18 protein-coding genes are annotated in these 18,017 nt (G+C 74.0%); 3 read left to right on the forward strand and 15 right to left on the reverse strand.

What is annotated here, in order from left to right:
- Window positions 1-1,605: SpoIIE family protein phosphatase (locus QZX64_RS14150; RefSeq protein WP_295661044.1), on the forward strand; the 1,605-nt coding region annotated here is incomplete at its 5' end.
- Window positions 1,606-1,617: 12 nt separating this feature from the next.
- On the opposite strand, the gene QZX64_RS14155 is transcribed toward QZX64_RS14150, so the two are convergent.
- Together QZX64_RS14155 and QZX64_RS14160 are read right to left on the reverse strand one after the other, a co-directional pair.
- Complete coding sequence (locus QZX64_RS14155; protein WP_295661045.1) at window positions 1,618-2,820, reverse strand: ATP-binding protein; 1,203 nt, start codon at window positions 2,818-2,820, stop codon at window positions 1,618-1,620.
- Window positions 2,821-2,904: 84 nt separating this feature from the next.
- Window positions 2,905-3,207, reverse strand: coding sequence for a hypothetical protein (locus tag QZX64_RS14160; protein WP_295661046.1), 303 nt, complete (start codon window positions 3,205-3,207; stop codon window positions 2,905-2,907).
- A 50-nt stretch (window positions 3,208-3,257) separates the two neighbouring features.
- Here QZX64_RS14160 and QZX64_RS14165 point away from each other — a divergent pair, with 50 nt between their 5' ends.
- Entirely contained in the window at window positions 3,258-4,124 is an 867-nt protein-coding gene (locus QZX64_RS14165; RefSeq protein WP_295661048.1) for an Fpg/Nei family DNA glycosylase, read from the forward strand.
- A gap of 82 nt (window positions 4,125-4,206) precedes the next feature.
- Here the strand turns inward: QZX64_RS14165 and QZX64_RS14170 are convergent, their stop codons facing one another.
- On the reverse strand, window positions 4,207-4,683 hold the full coding sequence (locus QZX64_RS14170) for a hypothetical protein (protein WP_295661050.1): 477 nt from the start codon (window positions 4,681-4,683) through the stop codon (window positions 4,207-4,209).
- A gap of 73 nt (window positions 4,684-4,756) precedes the next feature.
- Window positions 4,757-5,428 carry a leucyl/phenylalanyl-tRNA--protein transferase gene (gene aat / locus QZX64_RS14175; protein ID WP_295661052.1) on the reverse strand — a complete coding sequence of 224 codons (672 nt, stop codon included), beginning with the start codon at window positions 5,426-5,428 and terminating at the stop codon, window positions 4,757-4,759.
- 32 nt (window positions 5,429-5,460) lie between these two features.
- Here aat and QZX64_RS14180 point away from each other — a divergent pair, with 32 nt between their 5' ends.
- On the forward strand, window positions 5,461-6,141 hold the full coding sequence (locus tag QZX64_RS14180) for an EcsC family protein (RefSeq protein WP_295661054.1): 681 nt from the start codon (window positions 5,461-5,463) through the stop codon (window positions 6,139-6,141).
- Here the strand turns inward: QZX64_RS14180 and QZX64_RS14185 are convergent.
- The 11 genes from QZX64_RS14185 to QZX64_RS14235 form a co-directional block, all read right to left on the reverse strand.
- Window positions 6,102-7,325 carry a hypothetical protein gene (locus QZX64_RS14185; RefSeq protein WP_295661056.1) on the reverse strand — a complete coding sequence of 408 codons (1,224 nt, stop codon included), beginning with the start codon at window positions 7,323-7,325 and terminating at the stop codon, window positions 6,102-6,104. The genes QZX64_RS14180 and QZX64_RS14185 overlap by 40 nt on opposite strands.
- Complete coding sequence (locus QZX64_RS14190) at window positions 7,322-8,458, reverse strand: hypothetical protein (protein WP_295661058.1); 1,137 nt, start codon at window positions 8,456-8,458, stop codon at window positions 7,322-7,324. Before QZX64_RS14190 ends, QZX64_RS14185 begins: the two co-directional genes overlap by 4 nt.
- Window positions 8,455-9,540 carry a hypothetical protein gene (locus QZX64_RS14195; protein WP_295661060.1) on the reverse strand — a complete coding sequence of 362 codons (1,086 nt, stop codon included), beginning with the start codon at window positions 9,538-9,540 and terminating at the stop codon, window positions 8,455-8,457. Before QZX64_RS14195 ends, QZX64_RS14190 begins: the two co-directional genes overlap by 4 nt.
- A gap of 140 nt (window positions 9,541-9,680) precedes the next feature.
- On the reverse strand, window positions 9,681-10,586 hold the full coding sequence (locus QZX64_RS14200) for a hydroxymethylglutaryl-CoA lyase (protein ID WP_295661061.1): 906 nt from the start codon (window positions 10,584-10,586) through the stop codon (window positions 9,681-9,683).
- On the reverse strand, window positions 10,583-12,466 hold the full coding sequence (locus QZX64_RS14205; RefSeq protein ID WP_295661063.1) for a biotin carboxylase N-terminal domain-containing protein: 1,884 nt from the start codon (window positions 12,464-12,466) through the stop codon (window positions 10,583-10,585). Before QZX64_RS14205 ends, QZX64_RS14200 begins: the two co-directional genes overlap by 4 nt.
- Before the next feature lie 157 nt (window positions 12,467-12,623).
- Window positions 12,624-14,225, reverse strand: a complete 1,602-nt coding sequence (locus QZX64_RS14210; protein ID WP_295661065.1) for a carboxyl transferase domain-containing protein — start codon at window positions 14,223-14,225, stop codon at window positions 12,624-12,626.
- A gap of 19 nt (window positions 14,226-14,244) precedes the next feature.
- Window positions 14,245-15,648: an FAD-binding protein gene (locus QZX64_RS14215; protein ID WP_295661067.1), complete on the reverse strand. Its 1,404-nt coding sequence runs from the start codon at window positions 15,646-15,648 to the stop codon at window positions 14,245-14,247.
- Entirely contained in the window at window positions 15,645-16,283 is a 639-nt protein-coding gene (locus tag QZX64_RS14220; protein ID WP_295661070.1) for a hypothetical protein, read from the reverse strand. Before QZX64_RS14220 ends, QZX64_RS14215 begins: the two co-directional genes overlap by 4 nt.
- A complete protein-coding gene (locus QZX64_RS14225; protein WP_295661072.1) occupies window positions 16,246-16,596 on the reverse strand; it encodes a muconolactone Delta-isomerase in 351 nt (116 codons plus the stop codon). Before QZX64_RS14225 ends, QZX64_RS14220 begins: the two co-directional genes overlap by 38 nt.
- 11 nt (window positions 16,597-16,607) lie before the next feature.
- Window positions 16,608-17,309, reverse strand: coding sequence for an ABC transporter ATP-binding protein (locus QZX64_RS14230; protein ID WP_366558555.1), 702 nt, complete (start codon window positions 17,307-17,309; stop codon window positions 16,608-16,610).
- Window positions 17,309-18,017 (reverse strand): ABC transporter ATP-binding protein (locus tag QZX64_RS14235; protein ID WP_295661076.1); only part of this gene is annotated, 709 nt, incomplete at its 5' end. The genes QZX64_RS14230 and QZX64_RS14235, both read right to left, overlap by 1 nt.

Genomic DNA, 18,017 nt, shown 5'->3' on the forward strand with positions numbered 1-18,017 from the left:
ATCAAGGACGCCACCGAGCGGGTGCGCGTCCGCCGCGCGGCGGAGGACCGTGCGGCTCGCGCCGAGACGCAGTACGCCGAGGTGGTCGACCTGGTGCGCACCTTGCAGGACACCATGCTCCCCGGTGGCGTCCCGATCCTGCCGCGGGTCCAGGTCGCCGCCACGTACCTGCCGGCGCAGTCCGACACGACCGCCGGCGGCGACTGGCTCGACTCGATGCCTCTACCGGGTGGCCGGTGGGCCTTCATGGTGGGCGACGTCGTGGGCCACGGGGTCGAGGCCTCGGCGACCATGGGGCGGCTCCGGGCAGCGCTGCGCACCGCGCTGTGCGTGCACGACGATCCCGCCGGTGCCCTCGACGTGCTGGAGAGGTACGCCGAGACGGATCCCGCCGCAGCCTCCGCCACCGTCGTGGTCGCCGTGCTCGACCCGGTCACCGGAGCCCTCGAGTACTGCACCGCCGGCCACCCGCCCCCGCTGCACGTGCCGGAGTCCGGGGAGGCGCGGTTCCTGGCGCTGACGGGTGCTGGTCCCCTGGGGTCGAACGACGGCTTCTCGAGCAGCCACGAGACGCTCGCCGAGGGCGACCTGCTGCTGCTCTACTCCGACGGCATCGTGGAACGACCCGGTCGCACCGTGATGGACAACCAGGTCGAGCTGCTGCACGTCGTCACCGACGTCGTGCGCCAGCGCCCCTGGCAGATCGGCGCCCCGGCGGCACACATCGAGAACACCTGCCAGACCGCCCTGGAGCTGCTCGTCCGCGAGACCGGTCACGCGGACGACGTCACCCTGCTCGCCGTCCAGCGCTCGGCGGAGGCGCCCCGCTTCGCCGTGACGGACCTCGTCGACATGACCACGCCCGCCCGGGTCCGCACCGCGCTCGGCACCTGGCTGACCGAGCTGGGCATCGCCGATCTCGACGTGATGAGGCTCCAGCACGCGATCGGGGAGCTGGTGACCAACGTCGCCGACCATGCGTACCCGCACGCGGACAGCGCGCACGAGACCCCGGTCGTCGAGGTCGAGGGCGCCCTCACCCCTGAGGGCTCGGTCGAGCTGAGCGTGCGCGACTTCGGACGGTGGCAGGCACCCGATCCCGCGGTCGGCCAGCCGGCGGGAGCGCACGGCGCCCCCACCCGCCAGAGCCGCGGGCGCGGGCTGGCGATGGCCCGCCGGATGCTCGACGACCTGAGCGTCGACGAGGGCCTCGAGGGGACCGTCGTCCACGTCCGTCACCGCGTGCACCGCCCGGTGACGCTCCGCAACGCCACGGCGTACGCCGGCCGTCGTCAGGCTTCCACCGAGGCGGCGGTCCGGATCCGGGCCACGACCGACGGGCTGATCGAGGCGGAGGGCCCGGTCGACGCCGTCGGCGCCGAGGTGCTCGACGCCAAGCTGCTCCAGGCCAGCCGGGGCGGGGTCCAGCCCGTCGTCGTCGACCTGGGCGGAGTGACGCACCTGAGCAGCGCGGGCATCCGGGTCCTGCTGCAGTTCCTCGAGGACAGCCCCGACAGCCGCCTGCGTGCCGGCGCCGGGACGGTGGCCCAGCACGTGCTCTCGATCGCGCAGATCGAGCACGAGTGGGTCTGGGACCAGGGCTGAGCCGCTCGCGGCTCAGCCCTGGTCGCGCAGGTAGCGACCGAAGTGCGGCACCGTGAACGCGATCCGGCCCCGCTCGCCGGAGTAGATCAGCCCCTTCTTCAGCAGGCTGTCACGCGCGGGGCTCAGCGACTGCGGCTTCTTGCCGACCACCTTGGCGACGTCGGCGGTGGGCACCGAGTCGGCGTCGTCGAGCGGCTCGTCCAGCGCGCTCGCGACGGAGGCCATGGCCCGCAGGTACTCCCGCTCCCCCGGCGTCGCCCGCTCGTAGCGGCTGCCGAAGAAGCCGACCGCCAGCTCCGCCTCGGCCTCCGGAGCGGCCACGGCCACGTCGTCGGCGGTGATCGGTGACCGGGGCGCGAGGTCCCACACCGCCTTCCCGTAGGCCTGGATGAAGTAGGGGTAGCCGCCGGTCGCGGCGTACATCCCGGCCAGCGCATCGGCCTCGAACTCCGCCTCCTCACCGGCGGCGGGCGCGGTGAGCGCACGGTCGGCGGCGTCGCGCGCCAGCCGGTCGATGCGCTGGTAGCGGAAGAGCCGCTCGGAGTAGGACTTGCTCGCCGACAGCACCGCCGGCAGGTGTGGCAGGCCGGCGCCGACCACGATCACCGGCAGCCCGCTCTGGCTGATCTCGTGACAGGCCGCGCACAGCGCCGAGACGTCGTCGGGGCCGAGGTCCTGCATCTCGTCGATGAAGACCGCCACGCCGAGGCCCGTGTCGGCCGCCAGCCCGCCGAGGTCGGTGAACAGCTCGACGAGGTCGATCTCGATGTCGCCGGAGTCGGCGCGACCGCGAGCGGCGGGCACGTCGATGCCCGGGCTCCACTGGTCCTTGAGCCGGGCGCCCGCGCCCGCGTCGCGCTGGGCGAAGGCACGGATCACGCCGAGCACCTCGTCGACCTCGTCCTGCTGCGGGTGCCCGAGCTCACGCACGGCCTGGTGCAGCGCGCTCGACAGGGGCCGGCGCAGCCCCTGGTCGGGCCGCGCCTCGAGCTTGCCGGTGCCCCAGCCCCGGCGTACGGCGGCCGAGCGGAGCGCGTTGAGGAGCACCGTCTTGCCCACACCCCGCAGGCCGGTCAGCACGAGGCTGCGCTCGGGCCGTCCCTTCGCGATGCGCTCCAGCACGACGTCGAAGGCGCGCAGCTGCTCGTCGCGCCCGGCCAGCTCGGGCGGGCGCTGCCCGGCGCCGGGCGCGTAGGGGTTTCGGATCGGGTCCACGATGCGACCGTATCGGCCTGTCTAGCCGCATCCCTAGATTTCGCCCCGCACGTCGGGCCGAAGACCGCGTCGCCGAGTCGGACCTCAGGCGCCGGTGGCGTGCCCGTCGGTCGTGGGGCTGGCGCTGGGGCTGGGGCCCCGGGTGGTCACCCGCCGGCGCCGGCGGCGGTCGTCGTACGCCTCGTCGAGGCCAGTGCGGAGCATCTCGATGAGGTCGGGGACCTCCTCGACGGCCAGCCGGAACGAGCCGGTGCAGAGGTTGTCGCGCCACAGGCTCAGCACGACCAGCGCGGACTCGTGGTGCCAGGAGACCCGCAGCGCACGGTCGTCACCGCGGGCGTCGAGGTGGATCGACCCCGTCTCCGGCAGTGGGCGAGCGGTGACCATGATCCATTGTGGCGCTCCTGCGTGACGGTGTCACGACCTAGGATGTGGCCGTGCCCGAGCTGCCCGAGGTGGAGGCGCTGGCCCTGGACCTCAGCGGCCGGCTCCACGACCGTGCCATCACGCGCATCGACCTGGCCGCGTTCAGCGCGCTGAAGACCTTCGACCCGCCCCTGCAGGCGCTGCACGGCACGCTCGTCGACGGCGTGACCCGGCACGGCAAGTTCCTCGACATCGAGGCCAGCGGTCTCCACCTCGTCCTGCACCTCGCCCGGATGGGGTGGGTGCGCTGGCGGGACGAGGTCCCCCGGCTGCCCGCCAAGCCCAACAGCAAGAGCACCCTCGCCGCCCGGGTGGTGCTCGACGACGGCACCGGCCTCGACATCACCGAGTTCGGCACCAAGAAGAGCCTGGCGATCTACGTCGTCCGGGACCCGGCCGACGTCGAGGGCATCGCCCGGCTGGGCCCCGACCCGCTGGTCGAGGAGTTCACCATCGAGGTGCTCGGCGAGATCCTCCAGCGCGAGGGCCGCAAGCAGATCAAGGGCGTGCTGCGCCACCAGGGCACGATCGCCGGCATCGGCAACGCCTACTCCGACGAGCTGCTCCACGCCGCTCGGATGTCACCGTTCAAGCCGGCCAACAGCCTCACCGACGAGGAGCTCCAGACGTTGTACGACGCCATCAAGGGCACGCTGGGCGCCGCGGTCGACCGGTCCCGCGGGCTCGCGGCCAGCGAGCTCAAGGGTGAGAAGAAGTCGCACCTCGCCGTGCACGCCCGCACCGGCGAGGCGTGCCCGGTGTGCGGCGACATCGTCCGCGAGGTGAGCTTCGCCGACTCCAGCCTGCAGTACTGCCCCACCTGCCAGACCGGCGGCAAGCCGCTGGCCGACCGGCGGATGTCGCGGCTGCTGAAGTGACGGCGCTCACCGACGGACGGTGACGGCGCTGGTCGACTGCGCCCGCCCCTCCCGGTGGAGGCCGGGGCGTGAGCAGCGCCGATCAGCTCGGGGCGTCGGACGGCACGAGCTCCTCGAGCGGGTCGCCGCAGGTCTCGTTGGTGTAGGTCGTGAACGCCTGGCCCTGGGCCTTCTCGTCCTCGGAGAGCTTGTCCTCCAGTGCCGCGAGCCCTTCGCCCTCGAGGTCCTCGGGCTGCAGGTCCTCGACCTGCTGCATGGCGACCTCGAAGCCGGCGCGGGCGTCGTCGGGGATGCCCTCGGGGGTGCCGACGTCCTCCATCGTGTCGGCCCACTTCTTGAACTGCTCCAGCAGCTCCTCCTCCGCGGGCGCCTCGCCGTCGGCGCCCGCGAGCTGGCCCACGTCGGTGAACAGGGAGTTGAAGGCGTCGCAGAACTCCGTCTTCGAGGCGGCTGTGGGAGCCCCGCCGGTCTCACTGCCGGCCTCTCCGCCGCCGTCACCACAGGCGACGGCACCGCCGCCGATGAGGACGAGCGATGCGGCGAGCAGTGCGTGCTTCATGGGGTTCCCCTCGATCGGTTCGGCTGTCCACCCACCAGCCTGCCGCACCGGCCAACCGCTCACGCCTCCCGGGTCAGGTGAAGGCCGGGGGCGGGTCGGTGCCCAGCAGGACGGCCAGCCGGGCGGCGTACTCCATGCGCGGCATCTCGGTGACCCCCAGGCCGGCGAGGTGGTCGGTGCGCCACTGGACGTCGACGAGTCGGTCGCCCGGGGACTGCCGCAGCAGCTCGACCAGCCCCACGAGCGCCACCTTGGAGGCGTCGCGCTCGCGGTGGAACATCGACTCGCCGGCGAAGAGCCCGCCGACCGCCACGCCGTACAGACCGCCGGCGAGCCGACCGTCGCGCCACGCCTCCACCGAGTGCACCCAGCCCAGCTCGTGCAGGCGCAGGTAGGCGGCGCGGATGTCGGCGTCGATCCAGCCGTCGGGTCGGCGCGGGTCCGCGCACGCGTCGACCACCTCGGCACAGGCCGTGTCCACCCGGATCTCGAAGTCGCGGCGGGCCCTCCTCAGCGACCGGGGGACGCGCAGTCCGTCGAGCTCCAGCACGCCGCGGCGCACGGGGCAGAACCAGTACGGCGGGTCGCCGGGCCGGCCGACCGGCATCGGGAACAGTCCCTGGCGGTACGCCGCGAGCAGGGTGCCCGGCTCGAGGTCGGCGCCGATCCCGACCAGGTCGTCGTGGGGATCCATGTCCGCGGGCCCGGGCAGACGCCACGGGCTGGCTGGGGGTTCGAGCGGCACGGCGCCACGGTAGTGCCCCGTAGGCTGGCGGCATGGGTGTCACCAAGAACATCGGCAAGCAGCTGGCTCCGCGCATCAGCAACCTCGCGCCCGGGCTGACCACCAGCTTCGTGCGGGAGGCGCTTGCCCGCGCCATCGACGGCGTCGGGCCGCTGGCACCGGCGGCCACGGTGGCCGACAAGCAGCTCGAGGAGCACCGGGGCGACGTCGACCGTGCCGTCCACGAGATCATCGAGAACCACGTCCGGATCGCCGGCGCCCAGGGCTTCGTGACCAACCTCGGCGGGCTGGTGACCGCGGCCGTGGCCATCCCGGCCAACATCACCGGGCTGGCGCTGATCCAGTGCCGGATGATCGCCGGCATCGCGCACCTGCGCGGCTACGACCTCGACGACCCCCGCGTCCGCAACGCCATCCTGGAGGCGCTGCTCGGCGACGAGGTGGTCGCGGAGATGGTGAGGAAGAAGCAGCTGCCCGCGCCCCCGATGGCCGTGGCGACGGCCCCGACGCACGACCCGCAGCTCGACACCATCATCGCCACCGTGGTCGCCTCCAGCCTGATCTCCCGCGTGGCCGGCAAGCGCCTGGCCACCACCATCGGGCGCCGGGTGCCCGTGGTCGGCGGCCTGGTCGGCATGGGCGCCGACGGCTACTCCACCTGGCGGATCGGCCGCTACGCCGACAGCGAGCTCCTGCGCCGCACGCGACGGTAGACCGCGAGCAGCAGCCGGCCCGTGCGCCCGCCCTCGAGCCGGCGCACGGCCTTCTCGCGCAGCCGGTACGTCGGCCGCAGGTAGGCGCGCTCCAGGGCAGCTCGGGTGTCGGCCAGCTCCCGGTGGAGGTCCTCCTCCACCCGGCGCAGCCGCGTCGCCTCCCCCAGCAGCGCCTTGACGGCGTCGACGGCGGCGGCGGCCACCTCCGCCTCGTCGGGGTGGTCGGGGTCGGCCCAGGTGTCGGCCGGCGGCGGGCCGATCAGGTCGGAGAGGTCGCCGACGACGTCGTACCCCTGCTTCTCGATGTCCTCGACCCAGGTCTGCGAGACCTCCTGCGCCCACGCGTACAGGTGCGGGGGCAGGGCCAGGCGCGGCGAGTCGTGGCGACGCGACAGGGTCTCGTGGGCCAGCAGCTCGCGCACCAGGGGCCGGTAGTCGCCGGGGTCGACGACCTTGATGACGTGGCGGTTGATGCGGCGCACCAGCGCGGTCTCCGAGGCCCCGAGCGAGTAGTTCGCGCGCACGGGGGTGAGGTCGAGGTCCAGTCCGTCGAGGCCGAAGGTGCCGCTGAAGCGCCGCCACAGCTCGTCGCGCGGAGCACCGGGAGCGGGCACGGTGACCAGGTGGATCCGGTCGGGCGGGATGATGGCGCCCCAGCGGTTGATGATGTCGGGGATCTCCTGGACGCCCCAGAACCAGGTGCCGATGCGGCTCTCGCGACCGGGGTCGGTGATCACCTCGAGGAAGCGCTCGTAGGTGATGACGCTGCGGTGCTTGACGTTCTCCTGCCACTCCGCGGGGATCTGCCGGACCAGGTCGCGCACGGACAGGATCAGGTGGACCTCCGGGCCGCTCGGCGAGCCGTCGGCGCCCAGGGACCTGAGGGCACGGTCGACCTGGGTGCGTGAGGCGGTGGCCAGGATCTCGTGGCTGATGATCGAGGTGCCCGGCCAGGCGCGCACGTCGGCGGCGAGCCGGTCCCACGCACCCACGGCCTGGCGCTCCAGGCCGCCCCACGTCAGCCGCATCAGGTCCAGGGCGGCCAGGAAGTGCTCGTCGAAGCGCTCGGCGGGGTAGAGGATCCCGTGGGTCGCGAGCCGCTCGCGGTTGCGGTGCAGCACGTCCTGCAGGTGCGACGTGCCGGTCTTGGGGGTGCCGACGTGCACGAGCACGCGCCTGCTCACCGCCTCACCCCTTCCGTGCTCGCCTCGGCCTCCAGCAGCGTCCGCACCGCCAGCGCCAGCGCTCCGGCGGTGCTGGGCAGTGCCGGCTCCCGGGCCGGCGGGGGCACGAGGGCCTCCAGGTCACCGTGGACAGGATATCCAGCCCGCCGCAGCTCACGGGCCATCGCGGCGGCGCGGCCGGTCACCCAACCGCGGTGCTCCTCCGGCACCCCGACCGGCTCTCCGGGGGCGGTGGCCAGCCGCGGCCAGAGAGTGCGCCTCATCAGCGCTCCCCGCACGGGTGGGGTGACCATCAGCCCGAGCATCGCCGCGACCCGCCTGGCCAGCTCGGCGGCGTCGGCGGACGGGGTCCGGGGCACGGCCAGGCGGCGTACGCCCACGCGGGCGGGGAGCGCCGCGGTGTCGAGCACGAGGTGCACGTGCTCGGCGCCGCGGCGGCCGGCCCAGGTGGCGGCCACCTGGGCGAGATCGATGCGCGGGGGCAGGCGGCGGCGCTTGCGCCAGGAGTGGACCCAGTCGGGCCAGGGGGCCGCACCCTGGCCGAAGCAGCGCACCGTCCAGGTGTCGGCGAGCATCCGGTCGAGGTCGGCAGCGACCACGACGATGTCGCCGCGGGGGCGGGGGCCGTGGCCGCGGGCGAGGAGGTCGCGGCGCACGGGGTCGCTCACGAGGGGGTCGCCCACCAGCCGGTAGCGCCGGCGCCAGGGCCGCGGCATCGCCGGCTCGGGCTCCGGCGGCAGGCCCGTGGCGACGACGTCCTCGGCGATCAGGTGGGCGGCGACCCGCAGCAGCTCGTGGTCGCCGAGGTCGGCGGGGTCGACCGGGCGGGCCCCGAACGGGGACTCCTCGGAGGCACCGACGAGCTCGAGGTCGGGCCGCCCGCGTCCCGGCGCGCTCGCCGCGAGGATGCGTCCGGCCAGCCGGTCGTCGGGCCGGGCGACGAGGTTCACCCGGCGCAGCAGCTCCAGCTGCTGGGCGCCGGGCACGGCGCGGCCGTGCGTGGCGCTGGTGCCGGCCCAGCGCCGCCACTCGGTGGTGCCGCCCGCGCGCAGGTGCTCGACCCATCCCCAGGCCCGGTCGAGCCCGGTCGTGCCGATGGTGTCGCCGGGGCTGCCGGTGCTGCCCGGGCTCATCGGCGCCGCAGGCGCTTGGCGTTCTCGCGCACCCGGTGGCCCAGCGCCCGCTCCGGGTCCGGGCGGGCGGCCGCCTCGCGGGTCATCACGCTCAGCGAGTCGAGCGCGGCGTCGAGCTGCAGCTTGGCGCCCACCCGGTCGGGATTGTGCCACTCGGCGTCCTCGGCCGGCCGCCGAGGGCGAAGGTCGTCGATGTCGCCGACGACGTGGACGCCGCTGCCCTTGAGCCAGTCGATCCACCGGTCGGCCTGCTGGTCGGCCCAGTCGAAGCGGTTCGGTGGGAGGCGGACCGGGATGGACTCCCGGCTGACGAGCTCGCGCTGGGCGAGCAGCTCGCGGATGAGGGCGTCGTAGGTCTGCTCGCGACGGATGGTCAGCTCCAGGCGCCGGTTGAGGCGGCGGATCAGCTGGGTCTCGGCGATGCCGAGGGAGCGGTTGGCGCGCTCGCTGTCCCTGGGCGCCCACGCGGGGTCGACCGAGAACGCCTCGGCGAAGCGGTGCCACAGCTCGTCCGCGGTGCGGCCGTGCGGCACCGTCACCACGTGCACCCGCTCGGGCGGCACCTTGACGCTCCACCGGTCGAGCACGGTGGGCAGGTCCAGCGCCTTCTGGAACCACGTCTGCCCGCGCTCCACCTTGTTCAGGAAGCGGCGGAAGGTCCACTTGCGGCCCTGCTTGACCGACTCCTGCCAGGCGGCCGGCAGCTGCCGGCCCAGGTCGCGGGCGGAGTAGACGACGTGCACCTCGCAGCCGGCCAGGTCGTTGAGCGCCTTGGCGATCTTGTCGGGCTTCGCGGCCGCCAGGATCTCGTGGCTGATGATCGAGGCGCCCGGCGCCCGGCGGACGCGCCGTACCATCGCGTCCCAGCTGCCCACGGCGTGACCGGGGTCGCCGCCCCAGTCCTGGCCGAGGAGGTCGAGGGCCGCGCGGAAGTGGAAGAGGTCGGCGTCGACGAAGCGGTTCTTCGTCGGGATCGTCACCCCGTGCTGCGCCAGCGACCGGGCGTTGAGCATCAGCCGGTCCTGGAGGTACGTCGTGCCGGTCTTCGGTGCACCGACGTGCAGGTGGACGACCCGGCTCATGGGCTGGAGTCTAGGAGGTGCGGGTGTCGCGGCGCGCCGGGGGCGATTCATCAAGGTATGCAGGTGAATCAGGGGTTCCCATGGCTTGCAGGCCGTGGGAACCAGCGACTCGCCGACATACCATGATGAAGCAGATGCGCTCAGCCCACGGTCGGCGCCAGCGCCCGGACCACGGCCGAGGGGCTCGGGCGCCCGAGGTGCCCGGCCATCCACGCGCTCGTGGCCACCACCGCCCCGAGGTCGACGCCGTGCTCGACGCCGAGCCCGGTGAGCATCCACACGAGGTCCTCGGTGGCGAGGTTGCCGGTGGCGCTCTCGGCGTACGGGCAGCCACCGAGGCCGCCGGCGCTGGCGTCGAAGGTGGTGACGCCCTCCTGCAGGGCGGAGTAGGCGTTGGCCAGCGCCTGGCCGTAGGTGTCGTGGAAGTGCACGGCGAGCAGGTCGGTGCCGACGCCTGCCTCGCCGAAGGCGCCGATCAGCTGCTTGACCTGCCCGGCGGTGCCGACGCCGATGGTGTCGCCCAGGCTCAGCTGGCTCGCCCCCAGGTCGAGCAGGCGCCTGCCGACGGAGACCACCTGCTCGACGGGTACGGCGCCCTCCCACGGGTCGCCGAAGCACATCGACACGTAGGCGCGGACGTCCAGGCCGGCCTCGCGGGCGCGGCGGACGGTCGGCTCGAACATCGCGAACTGCTCGTCGAGGCTGCGGTTGAGGTTCCTCTGCGCGAAGGTCTCGGTCGCCGAGCCGAAGACGGCGACGTGCCGCAGACCGAGCTCGAGGGCGCGGTCGAGGCCGCGCTCGTTGGGCACGAGCACCGGCAGGGCGCGGCCCTCCTCACCGAGGGTGGCCATCACCTGGGCGGCGTCGGCGAGCTGCGGCACCCACCTGGGGTGGACGAAGCTGGTGGCCTCCACGACCGGCAGGCCGGCGGCGAGGAGGCGACGGATGAGCTCCACCTTCACCTCGGCGGGAACGACCGCCTCCTCGTTCTGCAGGCCGTCACGGGGGCCGACCTCGTAGATGGTGACGCGCTCGGGAAGGCTCACTCCGAGGCCTCCACCACGAACAGGGTGGCGCCGAGCGCCACCTGCGTGCCGACGGCCGCGTCGACCTCGGTGACGGTGCCCGCGAACGGCGCCGTGAGCGTGAGCTCCATCTTCATCGCCTCCATGGCGCCCAGGACGGCGCCCTCCTCCACGGTCTCACCCACCGCCACGCGCACGTCGAGCACGGTGCCGGGCATCGGGGCGGTGATCGAGCCGTCGCCGGCGTGGACGGTGTCGGCGAGCCGGTCGGGCCGGGTGAACACGTGCCGCTGACCCTGCCAGGCGACCTCCACGACGTCGGGCTGGACGTTGACCACCGCGCGCACCCGGCGGCCGTCGACGACGACCTCCAGGACGTGGTCGGCCGCGGACACCTGCCGCACCGGCACCCCGTCGACCGTGCCGGCCGCCCGGTCCACGACCACCGGGCGGTCGAGCTCGACCACCGTGGGAGCCGGTGGCCCGCCCAGCCGGAAGCCGTCGGCAGCGAACGTCCCGCCGGTCTCCGGCGCCCGGTCCATCGCGGTGACCATCGCCGAGACCCACGAGACCAGCAGCCGGGGCAGCGCGTCGTCCGGCTCGGGCACCGTGGCGGTGTCGAGCCAGGCCGTGTCGATGGTGGCGTCGCGGAACTCCTCGCTGGCGACCAGCGCCCGCAGGAAGCCCGCGTTGGTGGTGAGCCCGAGGACCGCGGTGCCGTCGAGCGCCGCGACGAGGGCGTGCCGCGCGCTCTCGCGGTCGGGACCGTGGGCGACGACCTTGCCGAGCATCGGGTCGTACGCCGTGCTGACGACCTGGCCGGGCTCCAGCGCGTGGTCGACCCGCACGCCGGGGCCGCTCCCCCACCGGACGATGGACGCCGTGCCGGCCTGGGGCAGGAAGCCGCCGAAGGAGTCCTCGGCGTAGACGCGGGCCTCGATCGCGTGCCCGTCGAGGCGGACGTCGTCCTGACCGAGCGGCAGCGGCTCGCCGTCGGCGACCAGGAGCTGGAGCTCGACGAGGTCGAGGCCGGTCACCAGCTCGGTGACGGGGTGCTCCACCTGGAGGCGGGTGTTCATCTCCAGGAAGTAGAACTCGCCGGACGTGGTGTCGAGCAGGAGCTCCACCGTGCCCGCGTTGACGTACCCCACCTCGCGGGCCAGGGCGACGGCCGCGCCGGTGACCCGGGCGCGCTGTTCGTCGGTGATCGTGGGCGCGGGGGCCTCCTCGAGCACCTTCTGGTGGCGGCGCTGGGTGGAGCAGTCCCGCTCGAAGAGGTGCAGGACGGTGCCGTGCGCGTCGCCGATGACCTGCACCTCGACGTGGCGTCCGCTCTCGACGTACCTCTCGACCAGGATGGTGTCGTCACCGAATGCCGAGGACGCCTCACGTCTCGCCGAGGCCACCGACTCGGCGAAGTCACCGGCGGACCGGACGATGCGCATCCCCTTGCCGCCGCCGCCGGCCGCGGCCTTGACCAGCACCGGGTAGGCGAAGGTGGCGGGGTCGTCGTCGAGGGAGTACGACGGCACCACGGGCACGCCGGCGGCCACCGCGACCTCGCGGGCGGCGTCCTTGCGGCCCATCCGCTCCATGACCTGAGACGACGGGCCCACCAGGGTGATGCCGGCCTGCTCGAGCGCGCGCGCGAAGGCCGCCCGCTCGGAGAGGAAGCCGTAGCCCGGGTGCACCGCGTCGGCGCCGGCCTCCCGGGCGGCCGCGACGACCGCGTCCACGTCGAGGTAGCTCGGGACGCGCACCGCCTCGTCGGCGGCCCGCACGTGCGGTGCGGCGACGTCGAGGTCGGTGTGGATCGCGATCGTGCGGATGCCCAGGCGTGCGGCGGTGCGGAAGACGCGCAGCGCGATCTCCCCGCGGTTGGCGACGAGCAGGGTCTTCATCGGGCTCCTTGTTCCAGCATCGGTCTGAGACTCCAGGCTGCGACCGGCCTCGGTCGGTCTCGACGCGCCCGCTGCGACCTCGTCCCTCGGTCGCCGGGCTCGCTCGACCTGGTCTCGCCCACCCGCCGCGCACGTCCCTCGCGCGTCACTGAGAGCCTCACATCCTGAAGACGCCGTAGGACGGCGCGGGGATCGGGGCGTGCGCGGCGACGGCGAGGCCCATGCCGACGACGCGGCGCGTCTCGACCGGGTCGATGATGCCGTCGTCCCACAGCCGGGCGGTCGAGTAGTACGGCGAGCCCTGGTGCTCGTAGGTCTCGCGGATCGGCGCCTTGAACGCCTCCTCCTCCTCGGCGCTCCACTCCTGCCCCGACCGCTCGAGGCCGTCGCGGCGCACGGTCGCCAGCACGGAGGCGGCCTGCTCCCCGCCCATCACCGAGATGCGGGCGTTGGGCCACATCCACAGGAAGCGGGGGTCGTAGGCGCGGCCGCACATGCCGTAGTTGCCGGCGCCGAAGGAGCCGCCGATGACCACGGTGAGCTTCGGCACGACGCTGCAGGCCACCGCGGTGACCAGCTTGGCGCCGTCGCGGGCGATGCCGCGGTTCTCGTACTCGCGCCCGACCATGAAGCCGGTGATGTTCTGCAGGAACAGCAGCGGGATGCCGCGCTGGTTGCAGAGCTCGATGAAGTGGGCGCCCTTGAGGGCCGACTCGCTGAACAGGATGCCGTTGTTGGCCACGATGCCGACCTGGTGGCCGTGGATGCGGGCGAAGCCGCACACCAGCGTCTCGCCGTACAGCTTCTTGAACTCGTGCAGCCGGCTGCCGTCGACGACGCGGCGGATCACCTCGCGCACGTCGTAGGGCGTGCGGGTGTCGGCGGGCACCACGTCGTAGAGCGTGGCGGGGTCCTCGTGCGGCTCCTCCACCGGCTCGGGCGGCGCCATCGTCCGCACCCCGGGCGCGAAGCCCGGGCGCTGCGGCAGCGTGCCGACGATGCCGCGCACGAGGTCGAGGGCGTGCGCGTCGTCGTCGGCGAGGTGGTCCACCACGCCGGAGGTGCGGGCGTGCACCTCGCCCCCGCCCAGCTCCTCGGCGGTGACGACCTCGCCCGTGGCGGCCTTCACCAGCGGCGGGCCGCCGAGGAAGATCGTGCCCTGGTCGCGGACGATGACGGTCTCGTCCGACATCGCCGGCACGTAGGCGCCGCCCGCGGTGCAGGACCCCATCACGCTGGCGACCTGCGGGATGCCGCGCGCGGACAGGTTGGCCTGGTTGTAGAAGATCCGGCCGAAGTGCTCGCGGTCGGGGAAGACGTCGTCCTGCATCGGCAGGAAGGCGCCGCCGGAGTCGACCAGCGCGATGCACGGCAGGTGGTTGTCGGCGGCGACGGTCTGCGCGCGCAGGTGCTTCTTGACCGTGATGGGGTAGTAGGTGCCGCCCTTGACCGTCGCGTCGTTGGCGATCACCACGCACTCGCGACCGCTCACCCGGCCGATGCCGGTGACGATGCTGGCGCTCGGCACCGCGTTGACGTCGCTCTCGTCGCGGCCGTACATGCCGTACGCCGCGAGCGGGCTCAGCTCCAGGAACGGGCTGCCGGGGTCGAGCAGCCGGTCGACGCGGTCACGCACCAGCAGCTTCCCGCGGGCGGTGTGCTTGGCCCGCGCGCTCTCGGAGCCGCCGAGGCGGGCGACCGCCAGCTTCTCGCGCAGGTCGTGGACCAGGTCCCGGAGGTGGTGCCCGTGCTCGCTCACCGGGTCAGGTTAATGATCGTTAACCATGTGTGTCCACCTGCCCCGGCACCGCGGGAGGGCCGAGCCGCTCGACCACGTGGTCGGCCGCGAGGTAGGCCAGGCCGAACGCCGGCAGCAGGCCGTTGCCGGCGAGGTAGCCGCCCGCGCCGTGGCCGGAGATGCCGGCGGCCGCGCCGCCGGAGGCGTAGAGGCCGCGGATCGGCTCGTCGTCGGCGGTCAGCACCCGGGCGTGCTCGTCGACCACGAGGCCGCCCTGGGTGTGGAAGAGCGCCGGGTGCACCTCCACCGCGGCGTACCTCGGGCGCAGCGGCTCCTCCCAGTAGGTGCGGCCGAACTCGTCCGAGGCACCCTGCGCCGCCTCGGCCGCCCGCTCCACCGTGGTGGCCAGCCCCTCGGCCGGGAGCCCGGTGGCCGCGGCCAGCCCGGCGACGTCGTCGCCCCACCTCAGCGCCCCGGACTCGACGGTGTCGCGGTAGTCCTGGAAGGACAGGCACGCCTGGTGGACGCGCTCGTCCAGGATGATCCAGGCCCGGCCGTCGGCGCGCTGCAGCGAGGCCGCGGCGTACTCGGAGTAGCCGGTCGTCTCGTCGCCGAAGCGCCGGCCCTCGCGGTCGACCAGGAAGCCACCGTGCATGACCGTGGCCCAGCCGGCGAGCGTGGCCGAGGGCATCGCCAGCGCGGCGTGGCCCTGGTAGGAGTCGAGGTACGCCGTCGCCGCGCCCAGGCCGACGCCGATCCGCAGCGCGTCCCCCCGCGAGCCGTCGCCGCCGTGGTAGACGGCGCCGGCGATCTCGGGGATGTGCCGGGCGACCAGCTCGGTGTCCGCCGCGAACCCGTTGGTCGCCAGCAGCACCGCCCGGGTGGGGACCTCCTCCTCCTGCCCGTCGGGCATCCGGACGAGCACGGACTCGACTCCCTCGGCGCCGGTCCGGACCTCGGCCAGGGACGCCGGGACCATCAGGTCGATCAGCTCGCTGGCCCGCGTGCGGGCGACGAGGTCGCGCAGCAGCGCCCGGCCCGCCCGGCCGGGCACCGTGTGGCAGCGCAGCCGGGAGTGGCCGGGGTAGGGGAAGTCGGTGACGAGCGAGAGCGGCAGGTCGAGCCCGTCGGCCATCCACTCCACCAGTGGCGCGCTGACCCGGGCCAGGGCCGTGGCCAGCCGGGTGTCGGCCTCGCCGCCGGTCTTGGCCAGCACGTCGGCGACGTAGGTCTCGGGCGAGTCCTCGATGCCGGCCTCGGCCTGCCACCGGGTGCCGGCGCCGGGGACCATCGCGGTGGACATCGCGGTGTTGTTGGCGACGGCGAAGTGCTCGTCGCGCTCCAGCACCAGCACCGTGGCGCCGCGCGACGCCGCCCGCAGCGCCCCGACGAGGCCGCCGCCGGCACCGGCGACGACGAGGTCGGGTCCGTCCTCGGCGCTCATGCCCGCACCGCCGTCCGGGCGGGCAGCCCGAGCAGCTCCAGCGCGAGCCGGGTGGGGTCGACGAGCCGGGGCCCGGTCGCGGACGCTCCCACGTCGACCGCCGAGCACGCGTTGAGCACCACGTCGACGTCGAGCCCGGACACGGTCTCGGCGGCCGCGGCCGCCCACACCGCGTCGTCGGCGATGGCGTCGAAGGAGAGGTCCATGACCGCGGTGGGGCCGGAGGTCACCAGGGCGTACGTCGCCAGCTTGCGGTCGAGCTCGTCGGCGATGGCCCGGTTGCGGGCCACCGCACCCAGGCGCGCCCCGAGCCCGGCGAGGTGGTGGGCGCTGAGCCGGGTGATGCCGTGCAGCGGCAGCGGCAGGTCGGCGCCCGTGCCGACGACCGGGTCGAGCACGCAGTCGGGGAGCAGCGCGTCGTACCGCGACGGGTCGGCGTCGGCGAGCTGCCCGGTGAGCAGCGCCTCGGAGGCGGCCACGTCGTCGGCGGTGTCGAGCGCCCGCGGTGCGTCCGGGCCCGTGAGGTTGTCGAGGTGCACCTCGACACCGGGTGGGGACAGCCGGTCGTAGCGCGCCTGCCGGCGGACCAGCTCCTCCTCAGTGACCCGGATCGGCGTGATCGCCAGGATGCGCATGGGCAGCTCCTTCGGGTGGGGGCTCGATGCCGAGAGCCCGGGGGTCGTTGGGGTGCTCGGCGAGCGCGTGCACCTCGATGTCCATCCAGGGGTGGAGGGGCAGGGTCGTCAGCGCCTCGTGCAGGGCCGTGGCGTCGGCGACGTCGTACAGGCTCCAGTTGGCCCAGCGTCCGGGGATCCGCCACAGCCGGCGCAGCCTGCCCGCGCGCGCCAGCCGCTGTCCGGCCTCCAGCTCGAGGGCGAAGAGGCGCTCGCGCTCCTCCGCCGGCGCCTCGGGCGGCCAGACGATCTCGATGTGCACCAGGAACTCCATGCGCTGCGCCCTCAGACCCCGAGGTACGCCTCGCGCACCCGGTCGTCGTCGATGAGCTCGGAGCCCGTGCCCTCGAGCACGATCGAGCCGCTCTCGAGCACGTAGGCACGGTCGGAGACCGCGAGGGCCTGCTTGGCGTTCTGCTCGACGATGAGGATGGTGACGCCGGCGTCGCGGATCCGGGTGATCGCCGTGAGCACCTGGGCGGCGAGGTTCGGCGCGAGGCCCACCGACGGCTCGTCCAGGGTCAGGCAGCGGGGCCGCGCCATCAGCGCCCGCCCGATCGCCAGCATCTGCTGCTGGCCCCCCGACATGGTGTCGGCGCGCTGGTCGCGGCGCTCGGCGAGGATCGGGAAGAGCTCGACGACCTGGTCGAGCGAGGAGGAGATCGACGAGCGCGGCTGCGTGTAGGCGCCCATCTCGAGGTTCTCCCACACGCTGAGGCCGCCGAAGAGGGCGCGGTCCTGGGCGACGTGCACGAGGCCGGCCCGGACGACCTCGTCGGGACGGCGGCCCTGGAGCTCCTGGCCGTCGAAGACGATCCGCCCGGCCGAGGTCGGGATCAGCCCGGCCACCGCGCGCAGCGTCGTGGTCTTGCCCGCGCCGTTCGCGCCGATGAGGGAGACGATCTCGTGCTCGTCGACGTGCAGCGTGAGGTCGTGGAGGATCTCCAGCCGCCGGTAGCCGGCGGACAGGTCCTCGAGCCGGAGCATCATGCGTAGTCCTCCCCCAGGTAGGCCTCGACCACGGCCGGGTCGGCGACCACGTCGCGGGGGTCGCCCATCGCGAGCTCCGCACCCTCGTGCATCACCATCAGGCGCTCGGAGAGCGCCAGCACCGCGGCCATGATGTGCTCGACGAACATGACCGTGAGGCCGTCGGCGTGCAGGTCGCGGAGCAGGTCGATCATCGGCGCCCGCTCGGCCGGGACCAGCCCGGCGAGCACCTCGTCGAGCAGGACGAGCCGCGGCTCGAGGGCGAGTGCCCGGGCCAGCTCCAGCCGCTTGAGGCCGGCGGTCGGCAGGTTGCCGCAGGGGGCGTGGACGTACGCCTCGAGCTGCACGCGCTCGATGACGCCCAGCGCCCGGCGGCGGGCCTCCCGACGCGAGCGGGTGTGGGTGTGGGCGGCGATGGCGACGTTGTCGAGCACGGACATGCTCTCGAAGGGCCGCATCAGCTGAAAGGTGCGCACCAGCCCGGCGCGGGCGACGCGGTCGGCCGACCAGCCGGTGATGTCGGTGTCCTCGAAGACCACCTTGCCCCGGGTCGGCGGCAGCTGGCCGGCCAGCAGGGAGAAGAGCGTGGTCTTGCCGGAGCCGTTGGGGCCGAGCACGCCGTAAACGGTCCCGCGCGCGACCCTGAGGTCGACGCCGTCGACGGCGCGTGTCGAGCCGAAGGTCTTGACGAGGCCGGTGGCCTCG

This window comes from uncultured Nocardioides sp. (assembly GCF_902805925.1).
Taxonomy (GTDB): Bacteria; Actinomycetota; Actinomycetes; order Propionibacteriales; family Nocardioidaceae; genus Nocardioides.

Coding starts and splice junctions, on each gene's coding strand:
- QZX64_RS14230 (WP_366558555.1), bottom strand. CDS start 17,309: ATGCTCCGGCTCGAGGACCTGTCCGCCGGCTACCGGCGGCTGGAGATC.
- QZX64_RS14160 (WP_295661046.1), bottom strand. CDS start 3,207: ATGGTCACCGCTCGCCCACTGCCGGAGACGGGGTCGATCCACCTCGAC.
- QZX64_RS14205 (WP_295661063.1), bottom strand. CDS start 12,466: ATGAAGACCCTGCTCGTCGCCAACCGCGGGGAGATCGCGCTGCGCGTC.
- QZX64_RS14215 (WP_295661067.1), bottom strand. CDS start 15,648: ATGAGCGCCGAGGACGGACCCGACCTCGTCGTCGCCGGTGCCGGCGGC.
- QZX64_RS14220 (WP_295661070.1), bottom strand. CDS start 16,283: ATGCGCATCCTGGCGATCACGCCGATCCGGGTCACTGAGGAGGAGCTG.
- QZX64_RS14195 (WP_295661060.1), bottom strand. CDS start 9,540: ATGAGCCGGGTCGTCCACCTGCACGTCGGTGCACCGAAGACCGGCACG.
- QZX64_RS14190 (WP_295661058.1), bottom strand. CDS start 8,458: ATGAGCCCGGGCAGCACCGGCAGCCCCGGCGACACCATCGGCACGACC.
- QZX64_RS14180 (WP_295661054.1), top strand. CDS start 5,461: ATGGGTGTCACCAAGAACATCGGCAAGCAGCTGGCTCCGCGCATCAGC.
- QZX64_RS14170 (WP_295661050.1), bottom strand. CDS start 4,683: ATGAAGCACGCACTGCTCGCCGCATCGCTCGTCCTCATCGGCGGCGGT.
- QZX64_RS14225 (WP_295661072.1), bottom strand. CDS start 16,596: ATGGAGTTCCTGGTGCACATCGAGATCGTCTGGCCGCCCGAGGCGCCG.